20 protein-coding genes are annotated in these 19,727 nt (G+C 70.9%); 7 read left to right on the plus strand and 13 right to left on the minus strand.

Translation table 11 applies throughout. The features are described from left to right. Positions 1 to 24 precede the first annotated feature (24 nt). Together ilvN and AB0M73_RS27260 are read right to left on the minus strand one after the other, a co-directional pair. Positions 25 to 531, minus strand: a complete 507-nt coding sequence (gene ilvN, locus AB0M73_RS27255) for an acetolactate synthase small subunit (RefSeq protein WP_043731535.1) — start codon at positions 529 to 531, stop codon at positions 25 to 27. Positions 532 to 613: 82 nt separating this feature from the next. Beyond that, positions 614 to 2,452: an acetolactate synthase large subunit gene (locus tag AB0M73_RS27260; protein ID WP_363895839.1), complete on the minus strand. Its 1,839-nt coding sequence runs from the start codon at positions 2,450 to 2,452 to the stop codon at positions 614 to 616. 270 nt (positions 2,453 to 2,722) lie between these two features. On the opposite strand from AB0M73_RS27260, the gene AB0M73_RS27265 reads away from it, so the two are divergent. Together AB0M73_RS27265 and ilvD are read left to right on the plus strand one after the other, a co-directional pair. Next, entirely contained in the window at positions 2,723 to 3,136 is a 414-nt protein-coding gene (locus tag AB0M73_RS27265) for a PH domain-containing protein (protein ID WP_043722658.1), read from the plus strand. A 69-nt stretch (positions 3,137 to 3,205) separates the two neighbouring features. Then, entirely contained in the window at positions 3,206 to 5,050 is a 1,845-nt protein-coding gene (gene ilvD / locus AB0M73_RS27270; protein WP_363895843.1) for a dihydroxy-acid dehydratase, read from the plus strand. A gap of 72 nt (positions 5,051 to 5,122) precedes the next feature. Here the strand turns inward: ilvD and AB0M73_RS27275 are convergent, their stop codons facing one another. Genes AB0M73_RS27275 through AB0M73_RS27285 form a run of 3 tightly spaced genes read right to left on the minus strand, consistent with a single transcriptional unit; the run spans position 5,123 to position 6,735 of the window. Further along, complete coding sequence (locus tag AB0M73_RS27275; RefSeq protein ID WP_363895846.1) at positions 5,123 to 5,671, minus strand: GNAT family protein; 549 nt, start codon at positions 5,669 to 5,671, stop codon at positions 5,123 to 5,125. Positions 5,672 to 5,678: 7 nt separating this feature from the next. Then, the gene (locus AB0M73_RS27280; protein ID WP_363895849.1) at positions 5,679 to 6,257 is read right to left on the minus strand and encodes a DoxX family protein; all 579 of its coding nucleotides are present in this window, start codon (positions 6,255 to 6,257) and stop codon (positions 5,679 to 5,681) included. A gap of 52 nt (positions 6,258 to 6,309) precedes the next feature. Then, entirely contained in the window at positions 6,310 to 6,735 is a 426-nt protein-coding gene (locus tag AB0M73_RS27285; protein WP_363895852.1) for a MarR family transcriptional regulator, read from the minus strand. A 74-nt stretch (positions 6,736 to 6,809) separates the two neighbouring features. Between AB0M73_RS27285 and AB0M73_RS27290 the strand changes: the two genes are divergently transcribed. Beyond that, positions 6,810 to 7,748, plus strand: a complete 939-nt coding sequence (locus AB0M73_RS27290) for a zinc-binding dehydrogenase (RefSeq protein WP_363895855.1) — start codon at positions 6,810 to 6,812, stop codon at positions 7,746 to 7,748. Here AB0M73_RS27290 and AB0M73_RS27295 read toward each other — a convergent pair. Continuing rightward, a complete protein-coding gene (locus AB0M73_RS27295) occupies positions 7,745 to 8,671 on the minus strand; it encodes a 2-hydroxyacid dehydrogenase (protein WP_363895858.1) in 927 nt (308 codons plus the stop codon). The genes AB0M73_RS27290 and AB0M73_RS27295 overlap by 4 nt on opposite strands. Positions 8,672 to 8,977: 306 nt before the next feature. Here AB0M73_RS27295 and AB0M73_RS27300 point away from each other — a divergent pair, with 306 nt between their 5' ends. Continuing rightward, positions 8,978 to 10,159: a PQQ-dependent sugar dehydrogenase gene (locus tag AB0M73_RS27300; protein ID WP_363895861.1), complete on the plus strand. Its 1,182-nt coding sequence runs from the start codon at positions 8,978 to 8,980 to the stop codon at positions 10,157 to 10,159. Between the two features lie 73 nt (positions 10,160 to 10,232). Here the strand turns inward: AB0M73_RS27300 and gatB are convergent, their stop codons facing one another. Genes gatB through gatC form a run of 4 tightly spaced genes read right to left on the minus strand, consistent with a single transcriptional unit; the run spans position 10,233 to position 13,745 of the window. After that, on the minus strand, positions 10,233 to 11,735 hold the full coding sequence (gene gatB / locus AB0M73_RS27305) for an Asp-tRNA(Asn)/Glu-tRNA(Gln) amidotransferase subunit GatB (RefSeq protein ID WP_043722647.1): 1,503 nt from the start codon (positions 11,733 to 11,735) through the stop codon (positions 10,233 to 10,235). Continuing rightward, positions 11,732 to 11,929, minus strand: a complete 198-nt coding sequence (locus tag AB0M73_RS27310; RefSeq protein WP_043722645.1) for a hypothetical protein — start codon at positions 11,927 to 11,929, stop codon at positions 11,732 to 11,734. Before AB0M73_RS27310 ends, gatB begins: the two co-directional genes overlap by 4 nt. Then, on the minus strand, positions 11,926 to 13,449 hold the full coding sequence (gatA, locus tag AB0M73_RS27315) for an Asp-tRNA(Asn)/Glu-tRNA(Gln) amidotransferase subunit GatA (RefSeq protein ID WP_363895866.1): 1,524 nt from the start codon (positions 13,447 to 13,449) through the stop codon (positions 11,926 to 11,928). The genes AB0M73_RS27310 and gatA overlap by 4 nt, the downstream gene beginning before the upstream one ends. Continuing rightward, positions 13,446 to 13,745 carry an Asp-tRNA(Asn)/Glu-tRNA(Gln) amidotransferase subunit GatC gene (gatC, locus tag AB0M73_RS27320; protein WP_363895869.1) on the minus strand — a complete coding sequence of 100 codons (300 nt, stop codon included), beginning with the start codon at positions 13,743 to 13,745 and terminating at the stop codon, positions 13,446 to 13,448. The genes gatA and gatC overlap by 4 nt, the downstream gene beginning before the upstream one ends. A 211-nt stretch (positions 13,746 to 13,956) precedes the next feature. Here gatC and AB0M73_RS27325 point away from each other — a divergent pair, with 211 nt between their 5' ends. After that, positions 13,957 to 14,610 (plus strand): amino acid-binding protein, encoded by a 654-nt coding sequence (locus AB0M73_RS27325; RefSeq protein WP_043722642.1) that lies wholly within the window; start codon positions 13,957 to 13,959, stop codon positions 14,608 to 14,610. A 292-nt stretch (positions 14,611 to 14,902) separates the two neighbouring features. Beyond that, on the plus strand, positions 14,903 to 15,301 hold the full coding sequence (locus AB0M73_RS27330; RefSeq protein WP_363895874.1) for a hypothetical protein: 399 nt from the start codon (positions 14,903 to 14,905) through the stop codon (positions 15,299 to 15,301). Here the strand turns inward: AB0M73_RS27330 and AB0M73_RS27335 are convergent. After that, complete coding sequence (locus tag AB0M73_RS27335) at positions 15,298 to 16,002, minus strand: 3-keto-5-aminohexanoate cleavage protein (protein ID WP_363895877.1); 705 nt, start codon at positions 16,000 to 16,002, stop codon at positions 15,298 to 15,300. The two genes, AB0M73_RS27330 and AB0M73_RS27335, sit on opposite strands and share 4 nt — an antisense overlap. Before the next feature lie 162 nt (positions 16,003 to 16,164). Between AB0M73_RS27335 and AB0M73_RS27340 the strand changes: the two genes are divergently transcribed. Next, the gene (locus tag AB0M73_RS27340; protein ID WP_363895880.1) at positions 16,165 to 16,581 is read left to right on the plus strand and encodes a hypothetical protein; all 417 of its coding nucleotides are present in this window, start codon (positions 16,165 to 16,167) and stop codon (positions 16,579 to 16,581) included. On the opposite strand, the gene ligA is transcribed toward AB0M73_RS27340, so the two are convergent. Both ligA and AB0M73_RS27350 read right to left on the minus strand, forming a co-directional pair. Next, positions 16,567 to 18,708, minus strand: a complete 2,142-nt coding sequence (gene ligA / locus AB0M73_RS27345; protein WP_363895883.1) for an NAD-dependent DNA ligase LigA — start codon at positions 18,706 to 18,708, stop codon at positions 16,567 to 16,569. The genes AB0M73_RS27340 and ligA overlap by 15 nt on opposite strands. Positions 18,709 to 18,901: 193 nt before the next feature. Beyond that, positions 18,902 to 19,648: a hypothetical protein gene (locus AB0M73_RS27350; protein WP_363895886.1), complete on the minus strand. Its 747-nt coding sequence runs from the start codon at positions 19,646 to 19,648 to the stop codon at positions 18,902 to 18,904. Between the last annotated feature and the right edge of the window lie 79 nt (positions 19,649 to 19,727).

Consider the following 19,727-nt stretch of genomic DNA (forward strand, 5'->3'; position numbering starts at 1 on the left):
TCCTTGTGTTCCTTCCGGGATTTTTCAGCGGGCCGCGGTCGCGGTGATGGAGCGGGCGCCGCGTCCGATGGCGACCATGCCGGACTGCACCATCTCACGCAGGCCGTAGGGCTCCAACATCCGCAGCAGGGCGTCGAGCTTGTCGCCCGTTCCGGTTGCCTCAATGGTCAGCGCCTCGGGCGAGACGTCGACCACCTTGGCCCGGAACAGCTGCACCGTCTCCAGCACCTGGCTGCGCACGGTGGCGTCGGCACGGACCTTGACCAGCAGCAACTCGCGCTGCACGGCCGTGGTCGGCTCCAGCTCGACGATCTTGATGACGTTCACCAGCTTGTTCAGCTGCTTGGTGACCTGCTCCAGGGGGAGCTCGTCGACGCCGACGACGATGGTCATGCGGGAGATGTCGGGATGCTCGGTCGGACCGACCGCCAGCGACTCGATGTTGAAGCCACGGCGGGAGAACAGGCCGGCGACACGGGCGAGGACACCGGGCTTGTTCTCGACCAGAACGCTGAGAGTGTGCTTCGTCATGGTCATCACCGCACCTCGCTAGCGCTCGGCGCGGCGCTGACGCTGGTCGCTGTATTGAATGATTCGCTCGCAAGCTCGCTCATCACACGTCCTCGTCGAACAACGGGCGGATGCCGCGGGCGGCCATGATCTGGTCGTTGCCGGTGCCGGCGGCCACCATCGGCCACACCTGCGCGTCCTTGCCGACCACGAAGTCGATCACGACCGGACGGTCGTTGATCTCCATCGCCTGTTGGATCGTGGCGTCCACGTCCTCCTTGCTCTCACACCGGAGGCCGGCGCAGCCCAGCGCCTCGGCGAGCATCTTGAAGTCCGGGATGCGGTGCTTGTGGGTGCCCAGGTCGGTGTGCGAGTACCGCTCGGCGTAGAACAGGTTCTGCCACTGCCGGACCATGCCCAGGTTGCCGTTGTTGATGACGGCGACCTTGATCGGCGCGCCCTCGATGGCGCAGGTGGCCAGCTCCTGGTTGGTCATCTGGAAGCAGCCGTCGCCGTCGATGGCCCACACGACCTTGTCCGGGGAGCCGAACTTCGCGCCCATCGCGGCCGGCACGGCGAAGCCCATCGTGCCGAGGCCGCCGGAGTTGATCCAGCTGCTGGGCCGCTCGTACTTGATGAACTGGGCCGCCCACATCTGGTGCTGGCCGACGCCCGCGGTGTAGATGGCCTCCGGGCCGGCGATCTGCCCGATGCGCTCGATGACGTACTGCGGCGACAGCGCGCCGTCCGACGGCCAGTCGTAACCGAGCGGGTAGTTCTCCCGCCAGCCCGAGGTCTCGGTCACCCACTGCGCGATGTCGACGGTCTCGGTGTGCTCGCGCTCGGCCTTCACGGCGGCGATCAGGTCGCCGAGGATCTCCTTGCAGTCGCCCACGATCGGCACGTCCGCACGGCGGTTCTTGGAGATCTCCGCCGGGTCGATGTCGGCGTGCACGATCTGGGCGTCCGGCGCGAACGAGCTGAGCTGGCCGGTGACGCGGTCGTCGAACCGCGTGCCCAGCGCGATCAGCAGGTCGGACTTCTGCATGGCGGCGACCGCCGCGACGGTGCCGTGCATGCCGGGCATGCCCAGGTGCTGCGGGTGCGAGTCGGGGAACGCGCCGCGGGCCATCAGCGTGGTGACCACGGGAATGCCGGTCAGCTCGGCCAGCTCGAGCAGCTCGGCGGTGGCGCCGGACTTGATGATGCCGCCGCCGACGTAGAGCACCGGCCGGTGCGCGGCGGTGATCAGCTTGGCGGCCTCGCGGACCTGCTTGCCGTGCGGGCGCGTGGTCGGGCGGTAGCCCGGCAGGCGCAGTTCCGGCGGCCAGGAGAAGGAAGTGGTCTCCTGCAGGACGTCCTTGGGGATGTCCACCAGGACCGGGCCGGGTCGGCCGGTGCTGGCGATGTGGAACGCCTCGGCGATCGCCCGCGGGATCTCCGCCGGGTCGGTCACGAGCACGTTGTGCTTGGTGATCGGCATGGTGATGCCGCAGATGTCGGCTTCCTGGAACGCGTCGGTGCCGATGAGGGCCCGGCTCTGCTGGCCGGTGATGGCCACGACCGGCACGGAGTCCATGTACGCGTCGGCCAGCGGGGTGACCAGGTTGGTCGCGCCCGGGCCGGACGTGGCCATGCACACACCGACCTTGCCGGTGGCCTGGGCGTATCCGGTGGCGGCGTGGCCGGCGCCCTGCTCGTGGCGGACGAGCACGTGGCGCAGGGTGGTCGAGTCGAGCAGCGCGTCATAGGCCGGCATGATCGTGCCGCCGGGAATGCCGAACACGATCTCGCAGCCGACGGCCTCGAGCGAGCGCACGAGCGAGGCGGAGCCGGTCACGCGGACCGGGGCGCCGCCGGGCGGCGCGGGTTTCGGGGGCGGGCCGGGGCGCGGCGGTGTCGCGCCGGGGACCGGGGCTTGTCGCGAGGGTGCGCTGGTCATCGGGGCTGCCTCGGGGTCGGTGGTCCTGCGGAAGTTTCATGGTGCAACAAGCATGAAAAAACCCCCGCCAACCACTGGACAAGACGTGGTCGAACGAGGGTCGCGCGCCGACGCGGACTCATGGTCCCTAGGCGTCGGCGCGCCTCGGAAGTACGAGGCCGGTGTCACGCAGCATGCTCGGAAGGTACTGCCGGCCGGGCCGAGGCGTCAACTCTGCGGGAAAACGCTCCCGGATGGTGGAACGAAAAACCCAGGTGCGAGGATCGGAGCGTGACTGAGTCCGCTCCTCCGTCCGTCCAACGAGTGATCTTTCGCGTGCCGACGACGGGCCTGCTTCCGCTGGGCCTGCTCGCCATCTGCGAGACGCCGGTGGTGGCCACCGCCGGACCGGTGTTCTCGCTGCTCTACCTCATCCCGATCGTGTTCGCGGTGTGGATCCTGCGCACGCGCACGGTGGTCGACTCCGAGCAGCTGCGCACCCGCAGCCTGTTCGGCGCGCGCACGCTGAACTGGGCCGACATCCGCTCGCTGCGGCTGCCCCGCCGCGGCTGGGTCAACGCCGTGCTCGACAAGGACGAGCAGGCGCCGCTGCCCGGCGTGCGCACCCGGCATCTGTCGATGCTGGCGGCGCTGTCCGGCGGGCGGCTGTCCGATCCCAACGCCGCCGCCGAGGACGCGGAGTAACCTGGTCTGCGAGCCGCGACCCGGTCCACGTCAACTTTTCCGCAAGGCCAATCAGTTTTTGGAGGAGCAGTGCCCCAGCTGCGCTCCCGCACCACGACCCACGGACGCAACGCCGCGGGCGCCCGCGCGCTGTGGCGGGCCACCGGCATGACCGACAGCGATTTCGGCAAGCCGATCGTGGCGATCGCCAACTCCTACACCCAGTTCGTGCCGGGTCACGTGCACCTTCGCGACCTCGGCGACATCGTGGCCGAGGGCGTGCGCGCCGCCGGCGGCGTGCCCCGCGAGTTCCACACCATCGCCGTCGACGACGGCATCGCGATGGGTCACAGCGGCATGCTGTACTCGCTGCCCTCCCGCGAGATCATCGCCGACTCGGTCGAGTACATGGTCAACGCCCACCAGGCCGACGCGCTGGTGTGCATCTCCAACTGCGACAAGATCACGCCCGGCATGCTCAACGCCGCGCTGCGGCTGAACATCCCCGTGGTCTTCGTCTCGGGCGGGCCGATGGAGGCCGGCAAGGCCGTCGTCGTCGGCGGCGTCGCGCAGGCCCCGACCGACCTGATCACCGCCATCTCGGCGTCGGCCAGTTCCGACGTCGACGACGACGGCCTGGCGGCCGTGGAGCGCTCGGCCTGCCCGACCTGCGGCTCGTGCTCGGGCATGTTCACCGCCAACTCGATGAACTGCCTCACCGAGGCCCTGGGCCTCTCGCTGCCCGGCAACGGCTCCACGCTGGCCACCCACGCGGCCCGGCGCTCGCTGTTCGAGCGGGCCGGCACCACCGTCGTCGAGCTGTGCCGTCGCTGGTACGGCGAGGACGACGAGTCCGCGCTGCCGCGCTCCATCGCCAACCGCAAGGCGTTCGAGAACGCCATGGCGCTGGACATGGCCATGGGCGGCTCCACCAACACGGTGCTGCACATCCTCGCCGCCGCCAACGAGGGCGAGATCGACTTCACGCTGGCCGACATCGACGCGATCGGCCGCCGCGTGCCCTGCCTGTCCAAGGTGGCTCCGAACTCCGACTACCACATGGAGGACGTGCACCGTGCCGGCGGCATTCCCGCGCTGCTGGGCGAACTCTGGCGGGGCGGCCTGCTCAACGAGGACGTGTACTCGGTGCACAGCCCCTCGCTGTCGGAGTGGCTGTCCACCTGGGACATTCGCGCCTCGTCACCGTCGGAAGAGGCCGTCGAGCTCTTCCACGCGGCGCCGGGCGGTGTTCGCACCACACAGGCGTTCTCCACCGAGGCGCGGTGGTCGTCACTGGACACCGACGCCGCCGGCGGCTGCATCCGCGACTTCGCGCACGCGTACACGAAGGACGGTGGCCTCGCGGTGCTGCGCGGCAACCTGTCCGTGGACGGCGCCGTGATCAAGTCGGCCGGGATCGAGGAAGAGCTGTGGCGCTTCCAGGGCCCGGCCCGGGTCGTGGAGAGCCAGGAGGAGGCCGTCTCGGTCATCCTCAACAAGGAGGTCCAGCCGGGCGAGGTCATCGTCGTCCGCTACGAGGGCCCGGCCGGCGGTCCCGGCATGCAGGAGATGCTGCACCCGACCGCCTTCCTGAAGGGCTCCGGCCTCGGCAAGAAGTGCGCGCTGATCACCGACGGCCGCTTCTCCGGCGGCTCCTCGGGCATCTCCGTCGGGCACGTCTCGCCGGAGGCCGCGCACGGCGGCGTCATCGGGCTCGTCGAGGACGGCGACCAGATCCTCATCGACGTGCACGAGCGCAAGCTGGAGCTGCTGGTCGACGAGGCGGTGCTGGCCGAGCGTCGGGCCAAGATGGACTCCAGCGAACGGCCGTGGCAGCCGCGCGACCGCCAGCGCCACGTCACCCTGGCCCTGCGCGCCTACGCCAAGCTCACCACCTCCGCCGCCACCGGCGCCGTCCGCGACCCCTCTCTGTAACCACCCTTTATGCAGGGAAGGACGCCTTACCCTCGTTGAACGAGGGTAAGGCGTCCTTCCCTGCATCGGGGGTCACCTCCAGGGGCGGGGGTCGGTCACCAGGAGTGACCAGATCTCGGCGTCGTGGCGGCGGCCGCCGAACAGGTAGGACTCGCGCATCACGCCGTCCAGGGTCATGCCCAGGCGTTTGGCCGCCGCCTTGCTGCGCTCGTTGGACGTGATGGTGATCCACTCGATGCGGTGCATGCCCCGCGCCTCGAAGGCCCAGTCGATCATCAGCTGGGCCGCCCTGGTGATCAGGCCGTGGCCCTGGGCGTGCGGGGCCAGCCAGACGCCCAGCTCGCAGTTGCCGGAGGCCGCGTCGAACTTCGGGAACAGGATCGCGCCCACCAACTCGCCGCGCAGCCGGATGCCCAGCAGCCGGCCGGCCCCGGTGGCCTGGCGGTCGGCGTAGCGCTGGAGCAACTCCCGCGCGCTGGCACTGTCGGTCACGGTGCTGGCCAGCGGGATCCACGGTGCGAGATGCTCGCGATGCCGGTCGATGTGCTCGGCGAACTCGTCCGCCTGCCAGGGTTCGAGCGGGGTCAGTTCGGCGTCCGGGGCCAGCGGCAAGGAGAGCATGGATCAGTTATCTCAGCAGCAGCTGCAGCGCGGCAACCGCGATGACGGCCAGTGAGAACAGCGAGGTGCCGTACGCGAGGGCGTGTCGGTACCAGGGCGTGCGCCGGTCGAGGGAGATCCGGCCCGGGCCGGCGAACAGCACCGCGAAGGCCGCGCCGGCCAGCGCCGCCGCCAGCTCGTAGTCGGCAAGGCCGCCGTTCCACTGGAGGATGATCGTGTTGCCCACCACCGCCAGCACGGCCGCCGCCGCCAGCGGCGTGAACAGGCCGAGCACGATCAGCACCGCGCCGCCGAACTCGGCGTAGCCCAGCACCGGCGCGAGGATATCCGAGTAGCGGAAACCCGCCTGCTGCAAGGACTTCGCGAAGTCGCTCAGGCCGTGGCCGCCGAACAGGCCGAGCGTGCGCTGCGCCCCGTGCACGCCGACCAGGCCGCCCAGCATCAGCCGCAGGCCGAGCAGCCCCAGGTCCGCGCCGCCGTGCCAGGCCGCCACCGGCCGTGACGGTTCCTCGTACGCGAGCGTGCTGCCGTACTCGGGCGGTTCGTCGTCGTCGAGGTGGTGCAACCCCGTTTCGAAGGTGCTCACCGCCGGCAGGGTAGGGCCGATGCGCCAGCTCCGGGACCGCCGAACAGAGCAGCTAGACCTGTGCGATCCGCTCCAACATCGCGACCAGTCGGTCCCGTTCGGCCTCGGACAGGTCGGCCAGCAGCAGGTCGTCGGCCTCGGCGATCAGACGGTCGAACCGGGCCAGCGCCGCGGCCCCGGTGTCGCTGATGGTGACCACGTTGCGCCGGCGGTCGGCCGGATCCGGCTCGCGGGTCACGTAGTCGTCCGCCTGGAGATCGTTGAGCACGGCCACCATGTCGCTGCGGTCGAGATGGAGCCGGCGGCCGATCTCGGCCTGCGACTGCTGGCCGAACTCCTTGAGCGCCGCCAGCACCGCGTAGTGCCACTTGCGGATGCCGCCGGCCTCCAGCCGTTCCCGCGCCAGCGCGTGGCCGCGTTGGGCCGCACGGCCCAACAGCCAGAGCACGGTGCCGCTGAGCCGATGCGGTTCGGACATGGCGCCAACGTACCGTCACGGCTATTGTTGGTCCCGCCAACATTGGCGTCGCCAACAATAAGGGGTGGATGTTCGTGCGACTCGTTCGCTTCCATGCTCACGGCGGTCCCGAGGTGCTCCGGATCGAGGAGGCCGAGGTGCCCACGCCCGGCCCCGGACAACTCCTGGTTCGAGCCGAGGCCATCGGCGTCAACTTCGCCGACACCAAGATCCGCGCCGGCGCCGCCGGGATCTTCGTCCGACCGTTGCCCTTCGGTCCCACGGGCGACGTCGTCGGCAGTGTCGCCGCCGTCGGCCCCGACGTCACCGGCTTCACCGTCGGCGACCGGGTGGCCGCCCTGGTCGCCGAGAACGCGTATGCGGACTACGCCCTCGTGGACGCCGCCTGGGCCGCCCTCGTCCCGTCCGGCCTCGACGCCGCCTCGGCCACCGCGCTGCCCATGCTCGCCCCGGTGGCCATCGGCGTGCTGCACGCGGGCCGGGTCACCGCCGGCGACACCGTGTTGATCCAGTCCGCCGCCGGCGGTGTCGGCCACCTCGCCGTCCAGATCACGAAGTTGTTGGGAGCCAAGGCAATCGGCGTCGTCGGCTCGCCCGCCAAGGCCGACTTCGTCCGTTCCCTCGGCGCCGACGACGTCATCACCGCCGACGCGGAGTGGCCCACCGTCGACGTCGTCCTCGACGCCGTCGGCGGCTCCTCGTTGACCCGCGGTCTTGACGCCCTCGCCCCGTTGGGCCGGGCCGTCATGTACGGGGCCGCCAGTGGCGAGATCCCCGCGGTCCCGGCCCGCTCGCTGTTCGGTCTACGTTCTCTCACCGGCTTCGGCATCACAACCTTGCGGGAGGCTCGCCCCGACGAGGCCCGCGCCGACATCGCCCGGGCCACCCGGCTCATCGCCGACGGCAAGCTCCGGGTCGCCCAACACGCCGCGTTCCCGTTGTCGGACGTGGCCATGGCGCACCAGGTGCTCGACGACCGCGCCAACCTCGGCCGGGTCCTGCTGATCCCCTAGTACTCGCCGCGCACGAGGTTGTGCGGTTCCTCTCCGTTCACGAACCGCGCGACCTCGGCGGCGGCGATGCCGTACGCCCGCTTCTCCCGGCCGGTGCAGCTGCCGGCCACGTGCGGCGTGAGCAGCAGGCCGTCGACGCTCCACAGTGGATGGTCTTCGGGAAGCGGCTCCGGGTCGGTGACGTCCAGCGCGGCCCGGAGCCTGCCGTTCTGCAGCTCCGCCACGAGCGCGTCGGTGTCGACCACCGGGCCCCGGGCGGCGTTGACCAGGATCGCGCCGTCGGCCATGCGGGACAGGAACTCCGCGTCGACCATGCCCGTCGTGTCCGAGGTGAGCGGCACCACCAGCACCACCACGTCGTGCTCACCCAGCAGGGCCGGCAGTTCATCCTCGCCGTGCACACCGTCCCGCGCCGTGCGTCCGACGATCGTGGTCGTCACGTCGAACGGCGCCAGCCGCCGGGCCAGCTGCGTGCCCAGGTCGCCCGCGCCGACGATGAGGACCCGCTTGTCCTGCAACGTGTCGGTGACCTGGAACGCCCAGCGGCCCTCGCGCTGGGCGTCGAGGAAGTACGGGAGGTGACGGTAGAAGGACAACAGAACACCGACGACCCACTCCGCGGTGCTGCCGCCGTGAGCGCCCCGGCAGGTCGACAGGGCCACCCCGTCCGGTGTGTGGCCGAGCCACACCTCGGCCCCGGCGCTGAGCAGCTGCACCAGCCGCAGCTTGGGCAGCTTGTCCAGCAGCGGGACGGCGCGTTTGCCGGCCAGGAACGGCGGGATGAGCACCTCGGCCTCGGCCGCCTCCGCCGGCAGCTCGCCGTCGACGTCGTAACGGACCGGGCGGACGCCCTCGATCGCGGACAACGCGTCGAGCGCGTGCTCGTCGGGCACCAGCACGGTGATCGTGTCGTGATCGGTCACGCCACGACACTAGTCTGCGTCGCCCCGCAGCTCGGCCACGTGCCGACAGATGTGACCCCGGGACGACTGCGAAGCTACAGAGATCTGAGTCTCACTTCGAGCGGAGGCTTGTCCGTCCCCACGTGAGTGGCTCACTTGGCCCTGAGCCCCACCTGAGCCACTCATGTACCTGCCGGCCGGCGCGTCTCGACCGCACGTGAGTGGCTCAGGTGACCGTGGAAGTCAAATGAGCCACTCACGTGCGGTGGGGGACGGGGGCGGGGTACTCACCTGGGGTTCACGCAGGCCCGCTTAGGCTCGGGCATCATGCGGAGAGCTAGCCGGGTTGTTGCCTCGACGGTGGCGCTCGGTCTGCTGCTCACGGGGTGTGCGAGCTTCCCCGACCAGTCGAACGGCGCGGGCGTGCAGGACTGGCAGCCGCAGCCGAAACTGACCGACGCGCCCGGGCCGCAGCCGAATGCGCCGGGCGGCTCGAACGCGGACGGCGGGGGCACGGTCCCGGGGCCGAACGGCACGCCGAAGCCGGTGCCGCCGCCGCAGGGGTGCACGGACTTCGACCAGAACGTGATCGGCACCTGCATGGCGCCGCTGGCCGCGGTGGCGGCGCTGCCGGGCGGGGCGAGCGGCCTGGCGGCGGAGCGGACCACGGGCCGGGTGCTGGCGGTGCAGAAGGGCCAGGACCCGAAGCCGGTGGCGACCATCGAGGTGGACGCGGCGACCGACGGCGGCCTGACGGGCCTGGCGCTGTCGCCGACGTACCAAGAGGACCAACTGGTGTACGCCTACGTCACGACGGCCACGGACAACCGGGTGATGCGGTTCGCGGTCGGGGACACGCCGAAGCCGGTGCTCACGGGCATCCCCAAGGGCCCGACCCACAACCGGGGCGTGCTGTCGGTGGACCGCAGCGGCGCGCTGCTGGTGGCGACGGGCGACGCCGGCAACACGGCGGCGGCGGGCGACCCGAACTCGTTGGCGGGCAAGGTGTTGCGCATCGACGGCCTGGGCCACCCGGCGCCGGGCAACCCGAACCCGGCCTCGGCGGTGGTGATCGGCGGCCTCCAGGATCCGGGCGGCATGTGCGCGGCGGCGGACGGCAGCGCGGCCTGGGTGACCGACCAGACGGCCACCGCGGACCAGCTGTACCGGATCACGCCGGGCCAGCCCCAGCTGGGCAGCCCGGCCTGGTCATGGCCGGACAAGCCGGGCGTGGCGGGCTGCGCGGCGTTCACCGACGAGGTCAGCGTGGCGACGGTGCACAAGGCCGGCATCCAGGTCCTGTCCCTGGCCAAGACCGGCGGTTTCAGCGGCAAGCCCAGCACCATCCTGGACGGCCAGGGCGGCTACGGCCTGATCGGCGCGATGGACGTCGTCGACCAGAACACGCTGCTGGTCGGCACGGTCAACAAGGACGGCGGCAAGCCGGTGTCCAGCGACGACCGGGCGATCATCATCCCCAAGCCCAACGGCGGCCAGCCCAAGGACTAGCCCCAATGCAGGGAAGGACGCCTTACCCGCGTTCAACGAGGGTAAGGCGTCCTTCCCTGCATAAAGCCGGGGCTCAGCTGCAGCGTTCGATGATCAGCTCGCGCACGCGCTTGGCGTCGGCGGAGCCCTTGGTGGCCTTCATGACGGCGCCGACGATGGCGCCGGCTGCGGCGACCTTGCCGCTGCGGATCTTCTCGGCGACGTCCGGCTGGGCGGCCAGGGCCTCGTCGACGGCGGCGGTCAGGGCGGAGTCGTCGGAGACGACCTTGAGGCCCCGCGCCTCCACGACCGCGTCCGGCTCGCCCTCGCCGGCCAGCACACCGTCGACGACGGCGCGGGCCAGCTTGTTGGTGAGGCTGCCGTCGGCCACCAGCGCGGAGACCCGGGCGACCTGAGCCGGCGTGATCGGCAGCTCGGCCAGCTCCTTGTTCAGGGTCTTGGCCTGCTGCGACAGGTACGACACCCACCACGACCGGGCGTCGTCGGACTTGGCCCCGGCGTCGACGGTGGCGGCGACCAGGTCGAGGGCGTCGGCGTTGACGAGGTCCCGGAGCTCGGCGTCGCTCAGGCCCCACTCCTCCTGGAGGCGCTTGCGGCGCACCCACGGCGGCTGCGGCAGACCGGCCTTCAGCTCCGCCACCCACTCCCGCGACGGCGCGATGGGCACCAGGTCGGGCTCGGGGAAGTAGCGGTAGTCCTCCGCGGTCTCCTTGGTCCGGCCGGCCCTGGTGGTGGCGGTGGACTCGTCGAAGTGCCGGGTCTCCTGCTTGATCTTGCCGCCGCCGACGAGCACCGCGGCGTGCCGGGTCATCTCGTAGCGCACGGCCCGCTCGACCGACCGCAGCGAGTTGACGTTCTTGGTCTCGGTGCGGGTGCCGAACTCGGTGGCGTCCTTGGCCATCAGCGACACGTTGGCGTCGCAGCGCAGGGAGCCCTGGTCCATCCGCACGTCGGAGACGTCGAGGCCACGCAGCAGGTCGCGCAGCGCGGCGACGTAGGCGCGGGCCACCTCGGGGGCGCGGGCGCCGGTGCCGACCAGCGGCTTGGTGACGATCTCGATCAGCGGCACGCCGGCCCGGTTGTAGTCCAGCAGCGAGTAGTCGGCGCCGTGGATGCGGCCGGTGGCCCCGCCGACGTGCAGCGACTTGCCGGTGTCCTCTTCCATGTGGGCGCGCTCGATGTCCACCCGGAAGATGCTGCCGTCGTCCAGCTCGACGTCGAGGTAGCCGTTGAAGGCGATCGGCTCGTCGTACTGCGAGGTCTGGAAGTTCTTCGGCATGTCCGGATAGAAGTAGTTCTTCCGGGCGAACCGGCACCACTCGGCGATCTCGCAGTTGAGCGCCAGGCCGATCCGCATGGCCGACTCGACGGCCTTGCCGTTCACGGCCGGCAGCGCGCCGGGCATGCCCAGGCACACCGGGCACACGTGCGTGTTGGGCTCGCCGCCGAACACGTTGGCGCAGCCGCAGAACATCTTGGTGTTGGTGTTGAGCTCGACGTGCACCTCGAGCCCGAGCACGGGGTCGAACCGCTCCAGGACCTCGTCGTAGTCCATCACCTCGGCCACGGCGGTCACGCTTCCCCGTCCTTTCGTGCGCCACGGATCGCGAGCGCCCCACCGGTGACGGCGACCAGCACGCTGGCCAGCGCGTTCACCAGGGACAGCTTGTCGCCCTTGGCCACGGCCTTGCGCGCCTGCGCGCCGGCCGCGACAACCCCGATCGCCGAGCCGACGATGGTGATGACCAGGCGGATCTTGTTGACGTTCATCGCGAGATCGCCTCCAGTTCGGGCACACGGTTGATCAGCGGGCCGCCCTGCGCGGCATCACGGGCGACCTCGTAGGCGGCCGCGACGCGGTACATCCGCTCGTCGGCCAGCGCGGGCGCCATCACCTGCAGGCCGGTCGGCAGGCCGTCCTCGGCGGCCAACCCGGCCGGCACGCTCAGCGCGGCGTTGCCGGCCAGGTTGGACGGGATGGTGCACAGGTCGTTGAGGTACATCGCGAGCGGGTCGTCGATCCGCTCGCCGATCTTGAACGCGGTGGTCGGCGTCGTCGGCGCGACCAGCACGTCCACCTGCTCGAAGGCCGAGGCGAAGTCCCGCGAGATGAGCGTGCGGACCTTCTGCGCCGAGCCGTAGTAGGCGTCGTAGTAGCCGGCCGACAGCGCGTACGTGCCGAGGATGATGCGGCGCTTGACCTCGGGCCCGAAGCCGGCCTCGCGGGTCAGCGACATGACCTGCTCGGCCGACAGCTCGCCGAGGGCGCCGTTGTCGACCCGCAGGCCGTAGCGCATGGCGTCGAAGCGGGCCAGGTTGGACGAGGCCTCGCTGGGCGCGATCAGGTAGTACGCGCCCAGGGCGTACTTGAAGTGCGGGCAGGAGACCTCGACGACCTCGGCGCCCAGGTCGCGCAGCTGCTGCACGGCGGCGTCGAAGCAGTCGATGACGCCCTGCTGGTAGCCCTCGCCACGGAACTCGCGCACCACGCCGACCTTGACGCCCTTGAGGTCGCCGGTCGCGCCTTGGCGGGCGGCCTCGACGACGGGGCGGACGGGCTGGTTGATGGAGGTGGAGTCCATCGGGTCGTAGCCGGCGATCACCTCGTGCAGCAGGGCGGCGTCGAGCACCGTCCGCGCGCACGGACCGGCCTGGTCCAGCGAGGAGGAGAAGGCCACCAGGCCGTAGCGGGACACGGTGCCGTAGGTGGGCTTGACGCCGACGGTGCCGGTGACCGCGCCGGGCTGGCGGATCGAGCCGCCGGTGTCGGTGCCGATGGCCAGCGGCGCCTCGAAGGCGGCCAGCGACGCGGACGAGCCGCCGCCCGAGCCGCCGGGGATGCGCTCCAGGTCCCACGGGTTGTGGGTCGGGCCGTAGGCCGAGTTCTCGGTGGAGGAGCCCATCGCGAACTCGTCCATGTTGGTCTTGCCGAGGATCACGATGCCGGCGGCGCGCAGCCGCTCGGTCACGGTGGCGTCGTACGGCGGCAGCCAGTTCTCCAGGATCTTGGAGCCGGCCGTGGTCGGCGCGTCGATCGTGGTCATGACGTCCTTGAGCGCCAGCGGCACGCCGGCCAGCGGCGAGGCGACCTCGCCGACGGCGATCTGCTCGTCGACCTTGGCCGCGGCGGCCAGCGCGCCCTCGGTGTTGACGTGCAGGAACGCGTGCACGGCCCCGTCGACCTCGGCGATCCGGTCCAGGTGGGCCTGGGTGGCCTCGACCGCGGAGACCTCACGCTTGTGGATCTTGTCGGCCAGATCGGCGGCGGAAAGACGGATGAGCTCGTTCACTGTTCCTCCCCCAGGATGCGGGGCACGCGGAAGCGGCCCTCCTCGGCGGACGGCGCGCCGGACAGCGCCTGCTGCTGGGTCAGGCACGGGCGGACCACGTCCTCGCGGAAGACGTTGGTCAGCGGCACGGCGTGCGAGGTCGGCGGCACGTCCTGCTGGCTGACCTCGCCGACCTGGGCCACCGCGTTCAGGATGGTGTCGAGCTGGCCGGCGAACAGGTCCAGCTCGTCGTCTGTCACGGCCAACCTGGCCAGCCGGGCGAGGTGCGCGACCTCGTCTCGGGAGATGCTGGGCATGCGGAGGTGCTCCTCCAAGCGTGAACGGGGCTAACGTGCATGACCGACCGAGTCTAGGACGCAGCCCCGCGCAGCTCCGAGCGGGTATCGGGCCTGACGCGTCTCGTCCGGCGGACGACGATCCTCACGGTCGCCGCCGGTCTGCGACAATCGGCGGCCGGGTGCGGGCGGCGAGGTCCCGCGCACGAGCACGGCATGGAGGCGTTCCGCGGTGTCCTTCCTGATCCGGGTGCAGCTCCCGGACCGACCCGGCACGCTGGGAGCGGTCGCGTCCGCCCTCGGCGAGATCGGGGCTGACATCCTCAGCGTGGACGTGGTGGAGCGCGCACCGGGCCTGGCGATCGACGACCTGGTGGTCGAGTTGCCGTCCGGCCGGCTGCCGGACGCCCTCATCACGGCCGCCGAGTCGATCGAGGGCGTCGAGGTCGACGCCGTCCGGCCGTACGCCGGCGTGCTCAACACCCATCGCGAGCTCGAACTGGTCGAGGAGATCGCCGCTCAGCCCCGGCAGGGCCTGGCCATCTTCGCCGAGGGCGTGCCGCGCATCGTCCGAGCCGGCTGGGCCGTGGTCATCACCCACGACGGCGACGGCGTGCACCGCGTCGCCGCCAGCACCGCCGCCCCCGAGACCCGGATGGTCACCGTGCCGTGGATGCCGCTGCCGCGGGCCACCATCCTGGACGGCGAGGAGGACTGGGTGCCCGAAACCTGGCAGGAGCTCGGCACCGAGCTGGCCGCCACGCCCCTGGGCAAGCCCGAGCGGGTCCTGCTCGTCGGCCGCCCCGGCGGCCCCATGTTCCGCGCCGCCGAGTTGGCCCGCCTGGCCCACCTGGCCGGCATCGTCGCCGTCGTCCTGCCCGACTGACCCAGCTTTTCCGGGCAGTGCCTTGATTCCCTCGATCGAGGTATCAAGTCAAGGCCAGGTTGACTTGATTTGTCTACCCCACCTTGACTAAGCGTGGTGACGTACTGAAGAAGATCCGCAAGGGAGCCAAGCGCGCAGGTGTGCAGCTCACGGTTTTCGAGGGCGCCAAGCACACCAGCCTCGATTGCGGCGGCACTCTCACCACCGTTCCGCGACACAACGAGGTGCCCGACCGACCGGTAGAGGCGATCTTCAAACAACTCGAGGGTCCGCTCGGGAAGGGGTGGTGGCGATGAGTCCGGTGACGTACGAGGTTCACGCCGAGCGGGACAACGGATGGTGGGTTCTGACGGTGCCCATGGTGCCCGGAGCCTTCTCACAAGCACGCCGCCTGGACCAGGCGCCGGAGATGATCACGGACGCGATCGCTCTCGTGCTCAGGGTGCCGGAAGCCTCTTTTGCCGTATCGGTGATCGCGGTGGTGGACGAGGACGTGCGTCGGGAACTGGCCGAGGCCGATCGGCTGCACGCGCAGGCACGCGAAATCGAAGAGGCTGCCGCCGGCACTCGACGTCGGGCGGTCGCCGCACTGCGCCGACAGGGCTTGACGGTGCGGGATATCGCCAAGGTGACCGGTGTCTCGTTCCAACGCGTCGCACAGTTGCTCGCGGACCGCACCAGAACCAGCTAGGTCCCGAGCAGTGCTCGGGCGGCGGCGATGAGGTCGGCGTTGCCGAGGGTCGGGGCGCCATCAGGGCGGTGCAGGGCGTCCTCCAGGCCCATGCGGGTGGACAGGCCGAGGCGCGCGGCCTCGGCGAAGACGGGCCAGGCGTCGTCGTCCTGACCGTGCAGCAGGATCGGCAGATCCGACCAGGACAGGGCGGCCAGCAGGACGGCCGGCGACTCGCCCGGCTGGACTTCGGCCAGGACTCGGACGGAGCCGGGCGGCACTCCGTTGCCCCGCAAGGCCTGTGCCGCCGGCACGTGGAAGACGCCGAGTTCGATGCCGATGCCGGCGGAGTGCAGGGCGGCGCAGGTGTGCTGCCAACCGTCCTCGTGCACGTTCACGGAAGCGGTGTCGGGGCGGCCGGCGGCCAGCGCGGCCCAGCCGGCGACGAGTTCGGCCCGCCGCACGGGATCCGGCTGGATCCAGGCGCCGGTGGTGACGCTGATCTCCACGCCCGGCACGGCGGCCCGCACGACGGAGACGGCGGTGGCGACCTCGGGGCCGGCGAGCACCTCCGCGCCGGCCGTGTCACGCGGATGCACGTGCAGCGCGGTCACGCCGAGCTCGGCGACGGCCGCGGCGTCGGCGGCCAGCGCCTGGGGCGTGACCGGCAGCGCGGGATGGGCGTCCCGCTGGCGATTCCCGTTCAGGCAGGCTTGCAGCATCCCTCGACCGTGCCCTGCCGCAGCCGCAACGGCAACGGGGCCGATTCATTCGATCGAGCTAAGAGTGCGGGGTTGGCGCACAACGGCTTGGAGCGACGACGACTCCTCCAGTACGTTCGCCAGCGGCCAGGGCGCAGGCTCGGCACGAAGCGAGGAGACGTGATGCGAGGCCATCACCGGGTGGTGCATCCCGAGGCGGCCCTCGCGGTCTCGGCCGGCATCACCGGCATCACCTTCGCCGCAGTGGTCGCCGTCATGGCCGTGCAGCACGTCAGCGAGCAGGCCACGGACGTCCGCAACGCGGGTCAGACCCCGATGCCGACCCCGACCACCACCACAGCCACGACCACACCGACCCAGCAGCCGCCGACGACGATCATCGTGCAGCAGCCCGCGCCGCAGACGAAGGTGCTGGTGGTGACCAAAGAGGTGCCGGCCCCGCCCGTGAGCTCGGCGCCGAGGACCACGCCGGAGCCGAGGGATCTGGTTCCCTCGACCACGACGCGTGCCCCCTACGGCCAGATGATGACCGAGTGGCCCTCCATGGCCGGCAACGTCTTCGACCTATTCGTCCGCTGACGCTTCCGCCGCTGATTCCTCGTCGGCGCCGATCGTGGCGACCTCGATCGCCGCGTCCGCGCCCTGGGCCAGCAGCACCCGGAAGCCGTCCTCGTCCAGCACCGGCACCTTGAGCTGGATGGCCTTGTCGAACTTGGATCCCGGGCTCTCGCCGACCACCACGAACGAGGTCTTCTTCGACACCGAGCCGACGGCCTTGCCGCCGCGCACGATGATCGCCTCCTTGGCCTCGTCGCGGGACAGGGTCGGCAGCGTGCCCGTCACCACGATGGACATGCCCTCCAGCACGCGCGGCGTCGAGCCGTCCTGCTCCTCCTCCATGCGAACGCCGGCGGCGCGCCACTTCTCGATGATGTCCCGGCGCCACTCCCACTCGTGCCACTCCAGCACGGCGGCGGCGATCGTCGGGCCGACACCGTCGGCGGCGGCCAGCTCCTCCTCGCCGGCCGCGAAGATCCGGTCGATGGAGCCGAACGTGACGGCCAGCGCCCGCGCCGCGGCCGGCCCGACGTGCCGAATGGACAGCGACACCAGCACGCGCCACAGGTCCCGGTCCTTGGCCGTGGCCAGGTTGGCCAGCAGCCGCTCGCCGTTGGCCGACAGCTTGTAGCCGAGCTCGGAGCGCTTGTCCTGGGCCCGGAACAGCTCGGTCCGCAGCAGCTTCTCCTCGTCGAGGTCGAACACGTCGCCCTCGTCCTCGATGACGCCGGCCTCCAGCAGCGCGGTCGCCGCCTCGTAGCCGAGCACCTCGATGTCCAGCGCCTTGCGGCTGGCCAGGTAGAACAGCCGCTCCCGCAGCTGCGCCGGGCAGGACTGCTGGTTGGGGCAACGGATGTCGGCGTCGCCCTCCTTCTCGTAGCGCAACGTGGTGCCGCACTCGGGGCAGTCCACCGGCATCACGAACTCGCGCTCGTCGCCGGTACGGGCGTCGACGACCGGGCCCAGCACCTCGGGGATCACGTCGCCGGCCTTGCGGATGACGATCGTGTCGCCGATCAGCACGCCCTTGCGCTTCACCTCGGACGCGTTGTGCAACGTCGCCCGCGCGACCGTGGAACCGGCCACCAGCACCGGTTTCGTCACCGCGAACGGCGTCACGCGGCCGGTGCGGCCGACACCGACCTGGATGTCCAGCAGCGTGGTGGTGGCCTCCTCCGGCGCGTACTTGTAGGCGATCGCCCAGCGCGGGGCCCGGGAGGTGGAGCCGAGGCGGCGCTGCAACGCGACCTCGTCGACCTTGACCACGATGCCGTCGATCTCGTGCACGGCGTCGTGGCGATGCTCGCCCCAGTACTCGATGTGCGCCTCGACTTCGCCGATTCCCTTGACCAGCTTGGTGTGCGGCGACACCGGCAGGCCCCAGGCGGCCAGCGCGCGGTAGGCGTCGGACTGGCGCTGCGGCTCGAAGCCCTCACGCTTGCCCAGCCCGTGGCAGATGAAGCGCAGCGGGCGGCTGGCGGTGACCTTGGGGTCCTTCTGCCGCAGCGAGCCGGCGGCCGAGTTGCGGGGATTGGCGAACGGCGGCTTGCCCGCCTCGACCAGGCCGGCGTTGAGCTCCTCGAAGTCCTCCACCCGGAAGAACACCTCGCCGCGCACCTCGACCAGCTTGGGCGTCGGGAACTCGTCGTTGCCGGTCAGCACCTCGGGGATGTCGGTGATGGTGCGGACGTTGAGGGTCACGTCCTCGCCGGTGCGGCCGTCGCCACGGGTCAGCGCCCGGACCAGGCGGCCGTCCTCGTACAGCAGGTTCAGCGCGAGGCCGTCGATCTTGAGCTCGCACAGGAAGTGCGAGTCCTCGCCGATCTCCTTGTGCACACGCTCGGCCCAGGCCTGGAGGTCCTCGGTGTTGAAGACGTTGTCCAGGCTGAGCAGCCGCTCCAGGTGGTCGACCGCGGTGAAGTCGGTGGAGAAGGCGCCGCCCACGCGCTGCGTCGGCGAGTCGGGCGTGACCAGGCTGGGATAGGTGTCCTCGATGCCCTGGAGCTCGCGCAGCAACGTGTCGAACTCGCCGTCGGTGATCGTCGGCGAGTCCGTGACGTAGTAGCGGAACTGGTGGCCGCGGATCTGCTCGGCGAGTTCGCCGTAGTGCGCTCGAACGTCGTCGGGAACGTCTTCGGTGCTGGTCACGGCCCTAAGACTATCGGCACCCACCGACAGTTTCGCTGCGCCGCGTGCCGCGTCGGGCGAGGTCGCCCAACCAGGTCGACGCCTTCCCTTGGCTTGTTTCGATCGATGGACAGACTCGATCGAAACAAGCCCGCGGTCCAGGCGTCGACGGCGACCTCGCGCCTGCGTTGAACCGGCGGTCAGCAGCTGTCGGTCAAGCGTCACCACCAGGAGTGGTGTGCCCGATCGGATTGCCGTCGGCGTCCTGCCCGGCCAGGCTCCGCACGATGGTCCTCAGCTCCACCAGCGTGATGCCCTGTTCCGGCGCGGCCTCGGCGGTCTCCACTCGGCGCAGGCGCTCGGCGGCGAGGCGCTCGCCGAGGGTGGCGTCGAGCGGCAGGAAGGTCATGGCGGTGCGGGCCTCGTCGGTCAGCGCCGACAGCTCGGGATGGTGCACGGCGACGTCGACGACGCCGGCGTCACGGTCCACCTGCGCCACCACCCGCACGTCGGCCAGCCGCAGGCGGTGGGCGCCGATGTTGACGGTGACCTCGGTCGGGTCCGGCACCGGCGGCACCGAGTCGTGGTACTCCCAGATCATGTCCTCGGGCGGCGCGGCGGCCTGCCAGGCGTCGGTGAAGGGCCGCAGGTCGGGGCGCTCCTGACCGGTGACGACGAGGGCGTAGACGGCGCGCTGGCCGCGTTCCACCGAGAAGTGCAGCTCCGGGTGGATCGCCGCGACCTCCTCGCACAGCAGGTTCTCGATCCGCTTGGGCTCGCTGTCGCCGAGGGCGGAGTTGATCTGCGGCAGCAGCTCGTACCAGCGCTCCCAGAACCGCTCGGCCCGGGAGCGCGGGGTCTGGATCGCGGGTTCCAGCCACTCCGCCACCTGGTCGGAGTCGGGCTCGACGACGGGAGTGTCGTGCTCGGCGTGACGGCGCCGCCACGGGAACCACTTCATCCCGCCATTGTCCGCCTCGGCGCGACTTTGTCTGCCCTGTTGGGACCGTTCGGGCCAGTGATTGCGGCCATTCGCTGCA

The organism is Kutzneria sp. NPDC051319 (assembly GCF_040682195.1).
In the GTDB taxonomy this organism is placed as follows: domain Bacteria; phylum Actinomycetota; class Actinomycetes; order Mycobacteriales; family Pseudonocardiaceae; genus Kutzneria.

Excerpts from the sequence above, each read along its gene's own strand:
- ilvN (WP_043731535.1), bottom strand. The coding sequence starts at position 531 with ATGACGAAGCACACTCTCAGCGTTCTGGTCGAGAACAAGCCCGGTGTC.
- AB0M73_RS27260 (WP_363895839.1), bottom strand. The coding sequence starts at position 2,452 with ATGACCAGCGCACCCTCGCGACAAGCCCCGGTCCCCGGCGCGACACCG.
- AB0M73_RS27275 (WP_363895846.1), bottom strand. The coding sequence starts at position 5,671 with ATGCTCTCCTTGCCGCTGGCCCCGGACGCCGAACTGACCCCGCTCGAA.
- AB0M73_RS27285 (WP_363895852.1), bottom strand. The coding sequence starts at position 6,735 with ATGTCCGAACCGCATCGGCTCAGCGGCACCGTGCTCTGGCTGTTGGGC.
- AB0M73_RS27300 (WP_363895861.1), top strand. The coding sequence starts at position 8,978 with ATGCGGAGAGCTAGCCGGGTTGTTGCCTCGACGGTGGCGCTCGGTCTG.
- AB0M73_RS27310 (WP_043722645.1), bottom strand. The coding sequence starts at position 11,929 with ATGAACGTCAACAAGATCCGCCTGGTCATCACCATCGTCGGCTCGGCG.
- gatC (WP_363895869.1), bottom strand. The coding sequence starts at position 13,745 with ATGCCCAGCATCTCCCGAGACGAGGTCGCGCACCTCGCCCGGCTGGCC.
- AB0M73_RS27330 (WP_363895874.1), top strand. The coding sequence starts at position 14,903 with ATGAGTCCGGTGACGTACGAGGTTCACGCCGAGCGGGACAACGGATGG.
- AB0M73_RS27335 (WP_363895877.1), bottom strand. The coding sequence starts at position 16,002 with ATGCTGCAAGCCTGCCTGAACGGGAATCGCCAGCGGGACGCCCATCCC.
- AB0M73_RS27340 (WP_363895880.1), top strand. The coding sequence starts at position 16,165 with ATGCGAGGCCATCACCGGGTGGTGCATCCCGAGGCGGCCCTCGCGGTC.
- AB0M73_RS27350 (WP_363895886.1), bottom strand. The coding sequence starts at position 19,648 with ATGAAGTGGTTCCCGTGGCGGCGCCGTCACGCCGAGCACGACACTCCC.